This is a genomic window from Afipia sp. GW822-FHT04G07, from assembly GCF_058800765.1.
Map to the genome: position 1 here is coordinate 1,002,169 of NZ_JBXAMP010000001.1, position 15,477 is coordinate 1,017,645.

At 60.9% G+C, this 15,477-nt stretch carries 15 protein-coding genes; 1 reads left to right on the top strand and 14 read right to left on the bottom strand.

Annotated elements, in window-relative coordinates:
* Positions 1-9 precede the first annotated feature (9 nt).
* The 11 genes from rpsS to AC1RKJ_RS05070 all read right to left on the bottom strand — a co-directional run bounded on the left by rpsS (position 10) and on the right by AC1RKJ_RS05070 (position 9,328).
* The gene (rpsS, locus tag AC1RKJ_RS05020) at positions 10-285 is read right to left on the bottom strand and encodes a 30S ribosomal protein S19 (protein ID WP_492789982.1); all 276 of its coding nucleotides are present in this window, start codon (positions 283-285) and stop codon (positions 10-12) included.
* A 12-nt stretch (positions 286-297) separates the two neighbouring features.
* Positions 298-1,134: a 50S ribosomal protein L2 gene (gene rplB, locus AC1RKJ_RS05025; protein WP_492789983.1), complete on the bottom strand. Its 837-nt coding sequence runs from the start codon at positions 1,132-1,134 to the stop codon at positions 298-300.
* Between the two features lie 11 nt (positions 1,135-1,145).
* Positions 1,146-1,445, bottom strand: coding sequence for a 50S ribosomal protein L23 (locus AC1RKJ_RS05030; RefSeq protein WP_492789984.1), 300 nt, complete (start codon positions 1,443-1,445; stop codon positions 1,146-1,148).
* Positions 1,442-2,062 carry a 50S ribosomal protein L4 gene (gene rplD / locus AC1RKJ_RS05035; RefSeq protein ID WP_492789985.1) on the bottom strand — a complete coding sequence of 207 codons (621 nt, stop codon included), beginning with the start codon at positions 2,060-2,062 and terminating at the stop codon, positions 1,442-1,444. The genes AC1RKJ_RS05030 and rplD overlap by 4 nt, the downstream gene beginning before the upstream one ends.
* On the bottom strand, positions 2,062-2,790 hold the full coding sequence (gene rplC, locus AC1RKJ_RS05040; protein WP_492789986.1) for a 50S ribosomal protein L3: 729 nt from the start codon (positions 2,788-2,790) through the stop codon (positions 2,062-2,064). The genes rplD and rplC overlap by 1 nt, the downstream gene beginning before the upstream one ends.
* A gap of 99 nt (positions 2,791-2,889) precedes the next feature.
* Positions 2,890-3,198: a 30S ribosomal protein S10 gene (gene rpsJ / locus AC1RKJ_RS05045; RefSeq protein WP_002712302.1), complete on the bottom strand. Its 309-nt coding sequence runs from the start codon at positions 3,196-3,198 to the stop codon at positions 2,890-2,892.
* Positions 3,199-3,306: 108 nt separating this feature from the next.
* Positions 3,307-4,497 carry an elongation factor Tu gene (tuf, locus tag AC1RKJ_RS05050; RefSeq protein WP_492789987.1) on the bottom strand — a complete coding sequence of 397 codons (1,191 nt, stop codon included), beginning with the start codon at positions 4,495-4,497 and terminating at the stop codon, positions 3,307-3,309.
* Positions 4,498-4,534: 37 nt separating this feature from the next.
* Positions 4,535-6,613: an elongation factor G gene (gene fusA / locus AC1RKJ_RS05055; RefSeq protein ID WP_492789988.1), complete on the bottom strand. Its 2,079-nt coding sequence runs from the start codon at positions 6,611-6,613 to the stop codon at positions 4,535-4,537.
* A 35-nt stretch (positions 6,614-6,648) separates the two neighbouring features.
* The gene (gene rpsG, locus AC1RKJ_RS05060) at positions 6,649-7,119 is read right to left on the bottom strand and encodes a 30S ribosomal protein S7 (RefSeq protein WP_492789989.1); all 471 of its coding nucleotides are present in this window, start codon (positions 7,117-7,119) and stop codon (positions 6,649-6,651) included.
* Positions 7,120-7,134: 15 nt separating this feature from the next.
* A complete protein-coding gene (gene rpsL / locus AC1RKJ_RS05065) occupies positions 7,135-7,506 on the bottom strand; it encodes a 30S ribosomal protein S12 (protein WP_046826837.1) in 372 nt (123 codons plus the stop codon).
* A gap of 694 nt (positions 7,507-8,200) precedes the next feature.
* Positions 8,201-9,328, bottom strand: a complete 1,128-nt coding sequence (locus tag AC1RKJ_RS05070) for a GNAT family N-acetyltransferase (RefSeq protein ID WP_492789990.1) — start codon at positions 9,326-9,328, stop codon at positions 8,201-8,203.
* 258 nt (positions 9,329-9,586) lie between these two features.
* Between AC1RKJ_RS05070 and AC1RKJ_RS05075 the strand changes: the two genes are divergently transcribed.
* Positions 9,587-10,753 (top strand): FAD-dependent oxidoreductase, encoded by a 1,167-nt coding sequence (locus tag AC1RKJ_RS05075; RefSeq protein WP_492789991.1) that lies wholly within the window; start codon positions 9,587-9,589, stop codon positions 10,751-10,753.
* A 29-nt stretch (positions 10,754-10,782) separates the two neighbouring features.
* Here the strand turns inward: AC1RKJ_RS05075 and AC1RKJ_RS05080 are convergent, their stop codons facing one another.
* The 3 genes from AC1RKJ_RS05080 to AC1RKJ_RS05090 are packed head-to-tail and all read right to left on the bottom strand — an operon-like array spanning position 10,783 to position 15,309.
* Positions 10,783-11,217, bottom strand: coding sequence for a GFA family protein (locus tag AC1RKJ_RS05080; RefSeq protein WP_492789992.1), 435 nt, complete (start codon positions 11,215-11,217; stop codon positions 10,783-10,785).
* A 28-nt stretch (positions 11,218-11,245) separates the two neighbouring features.
* Positions 11,246-13,204 (bottom strand): ABC transporter ATP-binding protein, encoded by a 1,959-nt coding sequence (locus AC1RKJ_RS05085; protein ID WP_492789993.1) that lies wholly within the window; start codon positions 13,202-13,204, stop codon positions 11,246-11,248.
* 50 nt (positions 13,205-13,254) lie between these two features.
* Entirely contained in the window at positions 13,255-15,309 is a 2,055-nt protein-coding gene (locus tag AC1RKJ_RS05090) for an FAD-dependent oxidoreductase (RefSeq protein WP_492789994.1), read from the bottom strand.
* Positions 15,310-15,477: the final 168 nt, after the last annotated feature.

Genomic DNA, 15,477 nt, shown 5'->3' on the forward strand with positions numbered 1-15,477 from the left:
CTTAAGCCCTTACTTCTTGGCTTTCTTGTCGCCCGAATGGCCGTGGAAGGTCCGCGTCGGCGAGAACTCGCCGAACTTGTGACCGACCATTTCCTCATTCACTGCAACCGGAACATGCTTTTGACCGTTGTAGACGCCGAAGGTGAGTCCCACGAACTGCGGGAGGATCGTCGAGCGGCGGCTCCAGATCTTGATGACGTCGTGACGGCCGGACGAACGTGCGACATCTGCCTTCTTGAGCAGAGAGCCTTCAACGAACGGGCCTTTCCAGACTGAACGAACCATGTCCGGCGATCCTTACTTCTTCTTCCGCTTGTGGCGGCTGATGAGAATGAACTTGTTGGTGGATTTGTTCGAACGCGTCTTCTTGCCCTTGGTCGGCTTGCCCCACGGAGTGACCGGGTGACGGCCGCCCGAGGTACGGCCTTCGCCGCCGCCGTGCGGATGGTCGACGGGGTTCATGACGACGCCGCGGTTATGCGGACGCCAGCCCATCCATCGGGTACGACCGGCCTTGCCGATCGAGGTGTTCATGTGATCCGGGTTCGACACCGCACCGATGGTGCCGGTGCAGCGGCCGTGAACCAGGCGCTGTTCGCCCGAGTTCAGACGGACAATGACGAAGTCATGGTCGCGGCCGACGATCTGGGCGTAGGTGCCGGCCGAGCGCGCAATCTGGCCGCCCTTCCCGATCTTCAGCTCGACGTTATGGATGATCGTGCCCACCGGCATGTTGCCGAGCGGCATGACGTTGCCCGGCTTCACGTCCACGTAGTTGCCGGCGACGACGGTGTCGCCCACGGCCAGACGCTGCGGCGCCAGGATATAAGCCTGCTCGCCATCGGCGTACTTGATCAGCGCGATGAACGCGGTGCGGTTCGGATCGTACTCAAGACGCTCGACCTTGGCCGGAACATCGACCTTGGTGCGCTTGAAGTCGACGATGCGGTAAGCCTTCTTATGGCCGCCGCCGCGGAAGCGCACAGTGATGCGACCCGTGTTGCCACGGCCGCCGTTCGAGTGCTTGCCCTCGGTCAGAGTCTTGACCGGCTTGCCCTTGTAGAGCGCCGAACGATCGACCATGACCAGCTGGCGCTGGCCGGGCGTCGTGGGGTTGAATGTTTTCAATGCCATCGTCGTTCGCCTTACAGACCGGTGGTCACGTCGATGCGATGACCTTCTTCGAGGGTCACGATCGCGCGCTTCGAATCCGACTGAGAACCGAACTGGCCGCGGAAGACTTTCGTCTTGCCCTTGCGGACCAGCGTGTTGACGCTCTTCACTTTAACGTCGAACAGCTTCTCAATCGCGTCTTTAATCTGCGGCTTGGTCGCCTTCGCCGAGACCTTGAACACAACCTTGTTGTGCTCGGACGCAACAGTCGCCTTTTCGGTCACAACCGGAGAGACGATGATGTCGTAGTGGCGCGAGTCTTGAGTGCTCATTTGAAGCGCGCCTCCAACGCATCCAGTGCGGCCTTGGTCAGAACGAGTTTCTGACGGCGCAGAATGTCATAGACGTTGATGCCCTGGACCGGCAGCACGTCGATGTGCGGAATGTTGCGAGCCGCGGTCGCGAAACCGGTGTTCACTTCGGTGCCGTCGATGATCAGCGCGTTGGTGATCTCGAGGCCCGAGAAGTGACCGAGCAACGCCTTGGTCTTGGCATCCTTCAGATCGGCATTCTCGATCACGATGAGACCGCCGTCCTTGGCTTTCGCCGACAGGGCGTGACGCAGACCGAGCGCGCGAACCTTCTTCGGCAGCGCGAACGCATGCGAGCGCACGACCGGACCGAACGCACGGCCACCGCCGCGGAACTGCGGAACACGGGCAGAACCGTGACGCGCACCACCGGTGCCCTTCTGCTTGTACATCTTCTTGCCGGTGCGCCAGACTTCAGCGCGGCCCTTGGTCTTGTGGGTGCCGGCCTGACGCTTCGCGAGCTGCCAGTTGACGACGCGCTGGATGATGTCCTTGCGCGGCTCGAGACCGAAGATCTCGTCCGACAGCTGAACCGACCCAGCGGCCTTACCTTCGAGGGTTGTGACCTTCAATTCCATCACGCGCCCTCCTCAGCCGGTGCTGCTTCAGGAGCAGCCGTATCTGTACCGCCAGCCAGCTTGAACTTGCCGGGCTTCGGCGCATCCTTCGGCAGAGCCTTCTTCACGGCGTCGCGCACGGTGATCCATCCACCCTTGGAGCCAGGAACGGCGCCTTCGATGAGCAGCAGTCCGCGCGCCACATCCGTCTGCACAACGCGCAGGTTCAGCGTGGTGATGCGATCGACACCCATGTGACCGGGCATCTTCTTGTTCTTGAAGGTCTTGCCGGGATCCTGACGTCCGCCGGTCGAACCGATCGAACGATGCGAAACCGAGACGCCGTGGGTTGCGCGCAAGCCGCCGAAATTCCAGCGCTTCATGCCGCCCGCGAAACCCTTACCGACCGAGGTGCCCGTCACGTCGACGAACTGGCCCACGACGAAATGGTCAGCCTGGATTTCGGCGCCGACCGGGATCAGCGAATCTTCGGACACGCGGAACTCCGCGGTCTTCCGCTTCGGCTCGACCTTGGCGACGGCGAACTGGCCGCGTTCAGCCTTGGGCAAATAGACGGTCTTGCGCGAGCCCGAACCGAGCTGCAACGCGACGTAGCCGTTCTTCTCGGTCGTGCGATGGCCAACAACCTGGCAATTGCCCAACTTGAGCACGGTCACAGGGATATGTTCACCGGCCTCTGTAAAGACCCGCGTCATCCCGACCTTTTGTGCGATCACTCCGGAGCGCATCGGCGTGCTTCCTGTTCTTCTCTATGTCCCGAAGGACTAACTAAACTTTTTAGTGAGCACGACCCGGTCCAAAGACCGGTGCCCACTTCGGGGTCGTGCTCAGAGCTTGATCTCGACGTCGACACCAGCGGCGAGGTCGAGCTTCATCAGCGCGTCCACGGTCTGCGGGGTCGGATCGACGATATCGAGAAGGCGCTTGTGCGTGCGCATCTCGAACTGCTCGCGGCTCTTCTTGTCGACGTGCGGCGAACGGTTGACGGTGAACTTCTCGATGCGGGTCGGCAGCGGAATGGGTCCGCGAACCTGTGCACCGGTACGTTTTGCCGTGTTCACGATCTCGCGGGTCGACGTATCGAGAATCCGATGGTCGAACGCCTTGAGACGAATGCGAATATTCTGGCCGTTCATTGCCGCTGTCTTTCTTGTCCGTCACGACCGGTCAGCCCGGCCATCCACGTTTAATAAGAGGGTCGTGAATGCCCGGCCTCGCAGCCGGGCATGACGACGGATCGTTTGTTACTCGATGATGCTTGCGACGACGCCTGCACCGACGGTGCGGCCGCCTTCACGGATCGCGAAGCGGAGCTTTTCTTCCATCGCGATCGGCACGATCAGGTGCACTTCCATCGCAATGTTGTCGCCCGGCATCACCATTTCGGTACCTTCCGGCAGGTGAACCACGCCCGTCACGTCGGTCGTGCGGAAGTAGAACTGCGGACGGTAGTTGGTGAAGAACGGAGTGTGACGTCCGCCCTCTTCCTTGGTGAGGATGTAGGCCTCAGCCTTGAACTTGGTGTGCGGCTTGACCGAACCTGGCTTGCAGAGAACCTGGCCACGCTCGACTTCTTCGCGCTTGGTGCCGCGGAGAAGAGCACCGATGTTGTCGCCGGCCTGGCCCTGATCGAGCAGCTTGCGGAACATTTCGACGCCGGTGACGATGGTCTTCACGGTGTCCTTGAGACCGACGATTTCGATTTCTTCGCCGACCTTGATGATGCCGCGCTCGACGCGGCCGGTGACGACGGTGCCACGGCCCGAGATCGAGAACACGTCTTCGACCGGCATCAGGAACGGCTGGTCGATCGGACGCTCCGGCTGCGGAATGTAGGAGTCGACAGCCTTCATGAGCTCCAGAACGGCGTCGTGGCCGAGCTTCGGATCCTTGTTTTCAAGAGCGGCGAGAGCCGAACCCTTGATGATCGGAATGTCATCGCCCGGGAAGTTGTACTTCGAGAGAAGTTCGCGAACTTCCATCTCGACGAGTTCGAGCAATTCCGGATCGTCGACCATGTCGCACTTGTTCATGAACACGACGAGCGCAGGAACGCCGACCTGACGGGCGAGCAGGATGTGCTCGCGGGTCTGCGGCATCGGGCCGTCGGCAGCCGACACGACCAGGATCGCGCCGTCCATCTGGGCTGCGCCGGTGATCATGTTCTTCACGTAGTCGGCGTGGCCGGGGCAATCGACGTGAGCGTAGTGACGGTTCGCGGTCTCGTACTCAACGTGAGCGGTCGAGATCGTGATGCCGCGCGCCTTTTCTTCCGGCGCCTTGTCGATCATGTCGTACGCTGTGAACGTCGCACCGCCCGTTTCAGCCAGGACCTTGGTGATCGCTGCGGTCAGCGATGTCTTGCCATGGTCGACGTGACCGATGGTGCCAATGTTACAGTGCGGTTTGTTGCGTTCAAATTTAGCTTTAGCCATGACGTTCTCCGTTCAACTTTGACTCTCGTCAAAGAAATCAAGCAAACTTCTTTTGGACTTCTGCCGACACGTTCGCCGGTGCTTCGGCGTAGTGATCGAATTGCATCGTGAAGGTCGCGCGGCCCTGGCTCATCGAGCGCAGGTTGTTCACGTAACCAAACATATTCATGAGCGGCACCATCGCGTTGATGACGTTGGCGTTGCCGCGCATGTCCTGACCCTGGATCTGGCCGCGGCGGGAGTTGAGATCGCCGATGACCGAGCCGGTGTAATCTTCAGGGGTCACGCACTCGACCTTCATGATCGGCTCGAGAAGCACTGACTTGCCCTTTTGCAGCGCGTCGCGGAACGCCGCGCGCGATGCGATTTCGAATGCGAGCGCCGACGAGTCGACATCATGGTAGGCGCCGTCAACCAGCTGCACCTTGACGTCCACCACCGGGAAGCCCGCGACAACGCCTGAGGTCAGCACGCTGTTGAGGCCCTTTTCGACGCCGGGGATGTATTCCTTCGGAACCGAACCGCCGACAACCTTCGATTCGAACACGAAGCCCGAACCCGGTTCACCCGGCTCGACGACGAACTTCACGCGCGCGAACTGGCCGGTACCACCGGTCTGCTTCTTGTGCGTGTAATCGACTTCGGCCTTCTTGGTGATCTTCTCGCGGAAGGCCACCTGCGGCGCGCCGATGTTGGCATCGACCTTGTAGGTACGGCGAAGGATGTCGACCTTGATGTCGAGATGCAGTTCGCCCATGCCCTTCAGAATGGTCTGGCCGGATTCCTGATCGGTCGAGACGCGGAAAGACGGATCTTCGTTCGCCAGCTTCGCAAGCGCGATGCCGAGCTTTTCCTGATCGGCCTTCGACTTCGGCTCGATGGCGATTTCGATGACCGGCTCCGGGAATTCCATCTTTTCAAGGATGACCGGATGATCGGGGTCGCACAGCGTATCGCCGGTGCGAGTTTCCTTCAAACCAGCAAGCGCGACGATGTCGCCAGCGAACGCTTCCTTGATGTCTTCGCGGTTGTTCGCATGCATCAACAGCATGCGGCCGATGCGCTCTTTGCGCTCCTTGGTCGAGTTGATCGCGCCAGTACCGCTGGTGAGCGTGCCCGAGTAGATGCGGCAGAACGTGATGGTGCCGACGAAAGGATCGTCCATGATCTTGAAGGCGAGCAGCGACATCGGCGCGTCGTCCTTCGGCTCGCGGGTGATCTCTGCGTTGTCGTTGTCAGGGTCGAGACCCTTGATCGCAGGAACGTCGAGCGGCGACGGCAGGTACTCGATCACAGCGTCGAGCAAAGGCTGCACGCCCTTGTTCTTGAAGGCCGAGCCACACAGCACCGGATAGAAAGCGCTGGTCAGAACCGCCTTGCGGATCAGACGCTTCAAGGTCGCCTCATCGGGCTCCTTGCCGTCGAGATAAGCGGACAGAACCTCGTCGTCGAGTTCGACGGCGGCTTCCAGCATCTTCTCGCGATATTCTTTCGCCTTGTCGACGAGGTCGGCCGGAATCTCGACAGTCTCGTACTTTGCGCCGAGCGCCTCGTTGTTCCAGATGTAAGCCTTCATCAGGACGAGATCGACCATGCCGACGAAGTTGCTTTCTTCGCCGATCGGAAGCTGGATCGCGATCGGCTTTGCGCCGAGACGCTTCACGATGTCATCGAGGCACTTGTAGAAGTCAGCGCCGGTCTTATCCATCTTGTTGGCGAAAACGATGCGCGGAACGCGATACTTGTCGCCCTGACGCCAGACGGTCTCGGTCTGCGGCTCAACGCCCTGGTTGCCGTCGAGAACGACAACGGCACCGTCAAGCACGCGCAGCGAACGCTCGACTTCAATGGTGAAGTCGACGTGGCCGGGAGTGTCGATGATGTTCAGACGCTTGCCGTTCCAGTACGCGGTGGTCGCAGCCGACGTAATGGTGATGCCGCGCTCCTGCTCCTGCTCCATCCAGTCCATCGTCGCGGCACCTTCGTGCACTTCGCCGATTTTGTGGCTCTTGCCGGTATAAAAGAGGATGCGCTCGGTGGTCGTGGTCTTGCCGGCGTCAATATGCGCCATGATACCGAAATTGCGGTAGTCAGCGATAGGATGTTGGCGCGCCATGGGGTTCGTTCCTTAATGTCCGGTTCGGTTCGCCGTTACCAGCGATAGTGCGAGAAGGCACGGTTGGCTTCCGCCATCTTGTGCACGTCTTCACGCTTCTTGACCGCGTTCCCCCGGTTGTTCGATGCATCGAGCAGCTCCGCGGAGAGCCGTTCGGTCATTGTCTTTTCGTTGCGGCCGCGGGCGGCCGTAATGATCCAGCGAATGCCCAGCGCCTGACGGCGCACGGAGCGAACTTCAACCGGCACCTGATAGGTGGCGCCACCGACGCGGCGCGAACGCACTTCGATCGTCGGCATGACGTTTTCCAGCGCCTGCTCGAACACCGGCAGCGGACCCTGCTTGGTCTTGCTCTCGATCATCTCGAGCGCACCGTAGACGATGCTTTCGGCGGCAGACTTCTTGCCGTCGTACATGATCGAATTCATGAACTTCGTAATGATGATGTTCCCGAACTTCGGATCCGGGTTCACTTCACGCTTTTCAGCAGAATGGCGACGCGACATAGATCAGATCCCCGATTACTTCGGACGCTTCGCGCCGTACTTCGAACGACGCTGCTTGCGGTTCTTGACGCCCTGCGTATCGAGGACGCCGCGGAGAATGTGGTAACGCACGCCGGGCAAATCCTTGACGCGGCCGCCGCGGATCATGACCACCGAGTGCTCCTGAAGGTTGTGGCCTTCACCCGGAATGTAACCGATGACTTCGAAGCCGTTGGTCAAGCGCACCTTGGCGACCTTACGAAGCGCCGAGTTAGGCTTCTTCGGAGTCGTCGTATAGACGCGCGTGCAAACGCCACGCTTCTGCGGCGACTGCTGCAAAGCGGGCACCTTCTTGCGCGACTTCTGCGCTTCACGTGGCTTTGCGATCAGCTGGTTGATCGTCGGCATCGTTCACCCTTGTTCACACGAAACCTCATCGGTCCCGCAAATTCATTCGGAGCTTTCGCCCCACTCGCTTCACGCCGGCAACCAAACCGATCCCGCGCCGCGCGTTCACCCGCGCAAAACGAAATCGCGCCAACCATTCATCACTGAATGGAAAGCGCTTGAACGCCACAGAGGATCACGGTTGAAAACCGCGATCATGCATCCGAGACTGAACTCAAGGCCGTGCGCGAATCCGCGTCGCCCGAGAGGTCAAGTGTGTCCTGGCATTGCCTGGCTAGTGCCGACAGCGTTTGAGCGACATCCGTCGAGGTTGGTGCCGATCCATCCCGGTTGAAAACGCGGGCTGAAAAGGTGATCCGTTCCGACGCAGGGAAGCTCACCGCCTGTCGTGAAGTGGCCGGGTTTTATAAGCCACGCCCACCTAAGTCAAGACTAAACGACATGGCAAAAACGCAAGTGGCAGAGCCACTTCTGACACGCCGCGCACGGCTCGATCAATGTCGTCCATGACATTGTTCGCGAATCTGCGCATCGCAAATTTCGAGTCGTTTCGGCCCCTCCGGCCGGGTCCATCGGCGCTGATTCCTGGTCGCCTGCGGCGATTACAGCCTGACAATGATACCGACCGCATGGCCGATAATAAAGAAATATAATTTGATTTCAATGACTTACAAGAGGATTCCCAACCAGCCCCTCATGGAGACGCCAGCCGCCGCCTCACCGGGAGCACGGACGTGGCCCGCAGCCAGTCCCGCAGATTGCGCAGCTTTTCGTAGCCGAGCTGCCGCGCGGCCTCCATGGCGAACACCAGCGAGCGACTCGCACCGACGTCCACCACCATGTCGACCATGGCTTTCCGCCCGGTCCATAGATTCCCCATGAAACTGCCCTCGGCCGAGCACGAATCGATGACCTCCACGCCGGTTGCCGCGAACAGGTGTTCGGTGAGCTTGTCGATCAGGAGGACGCCGGGAGAATACTTCGCGAAATCGGCGTCAAAGGCGGTTTTCCAAGTATAGGCGCTGGTCCCGCAATACAGCACGACCTGCGCCGCCACGGGACGCCCGTCGAGGCGCAGCAGCGCCACCGAGGCGTTCCCATCCTCTGCCAGGTCCCCGATGAGCCGCCGGGTAAACGCCGCATCCCGATCGTTGCACAGGATGGCGGTGCCTTCGGCCCCCTTCCAGCTTCGCTTTTCAAGATCGAGAAACTGCTCGAACGCCGCCCGTGTGGCATCGGCCGACCGTTCGTTGACCATTTCCAGCGCACCCAACCCGGACAGCCGGTTCCAGTCCTGCCGCAGCTTCTTGCGGGTCGAACCGGAGCTTTTCACACCCTTCTCGCGCGACACGGAAGGACGCGTGCTTTGAGTGAGCGTGAGATGAGCGTGACGTTCGTCCGCGATGGTTTTCCGGATGGCGGCAAAGGCCGGCGAGTCGCCGTCCATTTCCTTCAGGCTGACCACATTGGGCAGCGTGGGATGATTCCGGATCGCGGCGAAAAACGCCGGGATCACCTCACCCACAAAGGCGGAGTCGATGACCGGCGTGGACAAAAATGCGTAGTTGTATGGACGGGCTTCAAGCAGCGCCGGCCAGAACATCATGACGCTGCGCTGCTGAAGGGCCCAAAGACCAACGAGCCGTGCGGACTCGACGCCCTCTTCCCAGGCCAGCAGCACGTACACCGCCGCGAACATGGTATCGAACGCCGCCTTCAGCGCGACAGGATTCATGAATGCGTTGCCGGGCGCGCGCCGGACGAGATCATCCCACTGTGCGGCGATATTCTGACCGGGCGATGCGACCGTAACTGAAATCATTGGAGTTCAAACCTGCGCTTACGCGCGTCAATGCCGCATCTTGCCGGTATCGGATTGCAGTTCCATTACTTCGATCCAAGAAAACCGGCCGCCCCGAGCAGTAATGCTGCGACGGCCCGCCGCAGGCAAGTCACAAGCATTTAAAGCGTTAATACATGCGTTTTCGCAGCATTAACCTCACCGCTCGTTCACCATGTTCGTTTCAAGCTTTAGTCGAGTTTGCAGCGGTAATGCTATGCAGCTCGAAACGAGGCGGACATGCGTCATACGGACATCGCCATTGTCGGCGGCGGGCTGGCGGGATCGACAGCAGCGGCGATGCTCGGCCGCGCGGGAATTTCCGCAGTTCTGGTCGATCCGCACGCCATCTACCCTTCCGACTTCCGTTGCGAAAAGCTCGGCGGCTATCAGCTCGACATCCTGCGCAAGACCGGCCTTTCCGAACCCGTGCTTGCCGCGACCACGCTCGACAGTGCAGTCTGGACCGCGCGGCTCGGACGCCTGCTCGACAAGCGGCCCAGCGACCAGCACGGCATCATCTACGACGACCTGGTGAACACCGTTCGCCGTCAGATCCCCGCCACCGTCGATTTCATCGAAGCCAAGGTCACGGCCGTCGCCACCAGCGCTGACCGTCAGACCGTGACGTTGTCCAACGGCGAAAGCATCTCTGCCCGCCTGATCGTGCTCGCGAACGGCCTGAACATTGGGCTGCGCCACTCGCTCGGCATCGAACGCGAAATCATCAGCCCGTGTCATTCCATCACCGTGGGCTTCAACGTCGCGCCTGTCGATCGGGACAGGTTTGAATTTCCCGCACTGACCTACTTCACGGAAAATTCGGCAGCGCAGATGTCTTATCTGACGCTGTTTCCGATCGGCTCGGCAATGCGCGCCAACCTCATGGTCTATCGCGGCATGGACGACCCATGGCTGCGCCGGATGCGCCAGACGCCCGAACAGGCCACGCACGAACTGATGCCCAACCTTGCCGCGCTGACCGGCGACTTCAAGGTCGAAGGCGTGATCAAGATTCGTCCCGCCGACCTCTATGTCACCAAAGGTCATCGGCAAGCCGGTATCGTTCTGGTGGGCGACGCCTTCGCAACGTCATGTCCCGCCGCCGGCACCGGCACCGGGAAAGTGTTCATGGACGTGGAACGGCTGTGCAACGCCTACATCCCGGCATGGCTGTCGACCGCCGGCATGGATGCCGCGAAGATTTCGCAATTCTACGACGATCCGGACAAGTGCGCCAACGACAACGCCTCACGGCGTCAGGCCTACGACCTTCGCTCGATCTCGGTCGACACCGGACTGTTGTGGCATCTGCGCCGATGGATTCGGTTTGCCCATCGCTTCGGCGTCGGCGCCATCCGCCACGCCCGCGAAACGCTCTTGGTCAGACGGACCGCCCAGCCGTAATCGCGCAGGTCGCGTCCTGCGCATCACCCTCATTTACCTGAAGACCCGGCGACGACATGTTCTTCGTATTGGGGCAGATCGTCGGTGATCGTAAACCACGGCGCCTTCGAGCCGACGAAGATATGCGCGCTCGGACGGATGCCCGGATCGCCAATGAGCGTTCCCATCGCGACATGAACGTAGGTGCCGTCCCGGACCACCGAATAGAGCAATGACCCGCACGTCTTGCAGTGCGCGTCGTGGCCATTTTCCTCGCCAAAGATGGTCAGATCGTCTTTGCCTTGGATCAGGTTCAGCTTTTCACGCGCGATGCCGGCAAAAGGCTTGAACGCCGAACCCGTCGTCCGCCGGCAGTTCGAGCAGTGACAATTCATGGCATAGGCGAATTCGTCCGCCACCGCGTAACGGACCGCGCCGCACAGGCATTTGCCGGCAAGCATCCGGCTGTTCGATGCGTTCGTCATCGACGCAGCTTACGGGTTCGCGAGGAAGTTATTCGTCGTCATCCTCGTCATCGTCGTCTTCTTCCGGATGACGCGACTTGTGAAGCTGATCGTCCCACAGCTTGCGGTACATGCCGTTCTTCGCAAGCAGTTCGGCGTGCGGCCCGCGCTCGATGGCCTGGCCGTTGCTGATCACGATGATTTCGTCCATGTCGACCACCGACGTCAGCCGATGCGTCGAGAAGATCATGGTGCGGCCCTTGGCGACCTTGAGCAGCGTGCGGTTGATCGCGGCCTCGGTGGTCTGGTCGAGCGCCGACGTCGCTTCATCGAGCAGCAGCACCGACGGATTGCGGACGATGGCGCGCGCAATCGCGATGCGCTGGCGCTGGCCGCCGGACAGCGTATCGCCGCGCTCGCCCACCACCGTGTCGTATTTGTCCGGCAGTGTCATGATGTAGCGATGGATCTCCGCCTTCCTGGCGGCGTCCTCGACCTCGGCGTCGGTCGCACCTTCCTTGCCGAGCCGGATGTTCTCGCGGATCGACATGTTGAACAGCATGTTTTCCTGAAACACCACCGCCATGCTCTTGCGTAGCGAGTCGCGGGTCACCTTGCGGATGTCGACGCCGTCGATGGTCACCCTGCCCTCGTTCGGCACGTAGAGACGTAGAATAAGATTGAGGAGCGTACTCTTGCCGGAGCCGCTCGGCCCCACGATGGCGATGTTTTTGCCGACGCCGATCTTGAGCGACAGGCTGTCGAGAACCGTGGTGTCGCTGCCTTCGTACTTGAAGACCACGCGATCGAAGGTGATGTTGTCGGTAATGCGGGGCAGATCCGGCGCGCCGGGCCGGTCGGCGCCGCGCGTCGGCTCATCCAGCAGTTCTTCCATATGGCGCACGGCGGCGGAGGCCTGAATCGCCACGGGAATGAAATGCATCAGGTGCGCGATGTTGTAGGAAATTTCCCAGAACGCGCTCTCGAAGGTGACGAAGGTGCCGATGGAAATCTTGCCGATGGTCGCAAGATACGCGCCGATCGCCAGCACGATCAGATGAAGCAGCAGCACCGAAATGGTGACGGTCCGCTCCACCATGGTCGACAGGAATGTCGCGTCCGACATCGAACGGCGCGCAGCGTTGTTGCGGAAGGTGAACCAGCCGAACGCCTTGCGCTGCAAGCCGAACGCTTTCACCACCATCTGCGCCGCGACGTTTTCCTGCACCACGCCGAGTATCGCCGACTCGTTGACCTTCTGCTCGTAGTTCGCCTGCACCGCCTTCGGCGTCAGAATGCGCGGGCCGATCAGCGTGATCGGGAATATCAGCAGCGCCACGGCGGCAAGCTGCCAGTTCAGCCAGATCATCAGGCCGATGCCCGCGATCAGTTCGAGGAACGGCAACGCCGCGCTGTTGGCGAAATGCTTGACCGAGGATTCGTAGCCGGCCATGTCCACGGAAAACCGCGAGAGGATTTCGCCGCGCTTGGTCCGTCCGAAGAAAGCCGCCGGCAGGTTCTGGACATGCTCGAACAGCCGACCCCGAACATCGGCGATCACGGAGGCCGCGAGCCGCGCGTCCCAGCGCTCGTACCAGACCGCGACGATGGAGGTGATGATGCCGGCCGCCGCCAGCACGCCGAGAATGGTATAGAGCGCCTGGAAGTCTTCTTCGCCGAGCGCGTCGTCGATCAGATACTTCAGGCTGAGCGGCATGATGACGTTGAACAACGTCTCCACGAAAAGCCCGAGGCCAACGACGGCGACCCACGTCTTGTACTGGCGCATGTGCGGCCAGGTGAACCGCCAGATGGTCGCGAAAGCGCCCGCGGCCTCGCTCGCGGTATAGGCGACGAGATCCTCGTCGTCGTCATCGTCGTCGATGTCGTCGGGGATCGGCGGCGCGGGAATATCGGCCTGCCCTGCGGCAAGGCGCGCCGCCTCGTCGTCGAGCGGCTTGCCCGACGCTGGCTTGTCGGTATCCGAACTGGGCGGCTTGGTCGGCATATAAAAACCGTCGCTGCCGACGGCCGGATGGCCGCCGCGTCCTTAAGCGATTAGTCGTCGGCGGCAACCTTGTCAAAGAACGAATAGCGCAGGCTGTCGGCGTCCATGTACCAGTCGCCGGGCCCCTTGTTCGCCGCCAGCGTCGCATCCCAGACAGCGTCGGTGGTGTCGCGCCGGTGCATCGACAGGTCGAAGCCGTTGTTGAAGAACAGCTCGGACCACTCCCACCAGGTGCCTAATTTTTTGACACCGCGCAGCAGGTCGTAACGGTCGATCAGCCCCGGCGCCATGTCGCTGGTGATGGAGCCGAACACGAACCCAGTCTTCACGACGCGGTTCAATTCGCGGACGGCGCGCTTCACCTGCTTGTCGGACACATGACACAGGCTCGTCTCATAGACGAAATCGAACTCGCCGTTCTTGAACGGCAACTTGGTGAGCGAGCCGAGCCTGTTGTATTTCCGCAGCGCCTTGGGCGTCTTGGCGTGGATATAGCGGTTGTTCTCGACACCCCAGGCATCGATGCCGCGTTCGCGCAGCGCACCGACCAGTTCGCCGCTCGCCGAGCCCGCCACCAGCAGCTTGTAGCCCCTGGCCCGGTTCCACACGATCTTGATGAGGTTGGCGAGATAGTCCGGATCGGTGAACTGGCTCCAGACCTCGCTGTAGGGTCCGGTGTTGCGGTAGTTATCGAAATAGGCGCGGTCGATCTTTTCGGACGGCACATTGCCGCTATCGCCGCGCTCGTAGCGCAGCTTGATCATCTGCGTGAGGATGATGTCGGTCGCGGCGTCCGACGAATCCAGCAGCCCGTTCAGCGTCGAGTCGAACAGATAGTCGCCGACGACAACCAGACCGGGATGCTCATGCGGCTCCGGATGATGATTGGTCATGACGTCGCGCGCGGGCAACCCGCCCGGAATGCTGTTGACCGACGACAGCCAGCGATGGGTCTTGCCTTCGAGGAAATGCGAGCGGGCATCGCCGAACGATTTCGGCAACGACTTCAGCGCCGCATCGATCAGCTCCTTGTCGCTGAGATTAGCGAAGGCCAACGCATCCGAACCCGGGATCAGCCAGTTCAGCACGCCATGGCGGCCGACATCGTGACGCGCGCCTTCGACGTACACGCAGCAGCCGCCGAAAGCTTCCGACATCCACCACGCGCCCGGAACCTTGTCGCCCCAGAACGGCTCGTCAAACAGGAGCGAGACGCGCAGGTAGTGCGCCGGGCGGTCGAAATAGGCGATGTGCTTGACCATCGAATGGCGCAGCAGTTCGCCATCCCAGCGCATGGTGGTGAGCCACGAGTGCGGCAGGCACATCACGACCAGATCGTGTTCCTTGGTGATCGGCCCCTTGCCGTTCATCATGTTGATGGCGTAGCGCCCGGAATCCGCCTTGCCGACCTTGAGAACGCGATGGTTCAACTGAATGTCGGCATCGATTTCGCTTTGCAGGCTGTGGACGAGCTGTTCGTTGCCGTTCTGGATCGAGTAGAGGCCGATATAGCCCTCGACATCCATCACGAAGTTCTTCAGCGCATTCAGCCCATTGGTGTTGTGCGGCTCGGTGGCGATGTCGGAACGCGCCATTACTTTCAGGAACCGTTTGGCGACCGGATCGGCGACTTCGCGATCCAGCAGCTCCTCGGCGCTCATGTAGGCCCACGGATGTTCGTTGTCGTGCGCGCCAACGCCTTCATAATATTCGAGCGGCGTCACCATCGACGCGCAGAGCTTGCGGAAATCCTCAATCGCCTTCGCGGTCTGCGCGCCGTACTTGCGGCGCATACCCGGCACATCGTCGAGCAGTTCGCCGTCGAGCTGCACCTGCTCGGCGTCCATCGGGATGGTCTGCAACCCGAAATGCTGGATCAGTTCGCGCAGCGGGTCGGGACCCGTCATCGAGTAGTCGTAGATTTCGGCCACGCCCGCCTCGTACATCGCCGGCGCCGTGTCAAATGTCTTCGTCAGGATTTTACCACCGACGCGATCGGACGCCTCGTAGATGGTGACGCGGCAAAGCGCTCCGAGCTTCTTCTTGAGGTACCAGGCGCTCATCAACCCGCCTGGGCCGCCGCCTACAATCGCCAGATCGAGCATATGGTCCTTCGCCCCTCGCACCCGGCCCCATTCGGGTGATAGCCGGTCTAACTCACCTTAAACAAAAGCGTTTTTCATCTGAAGGGAAGATGAACAAAGCGCGATCTACACGAAATAAGGTCAATATATTGAATCTGGACGGCATTTTTCGCCGTTTGATCCGTCCCG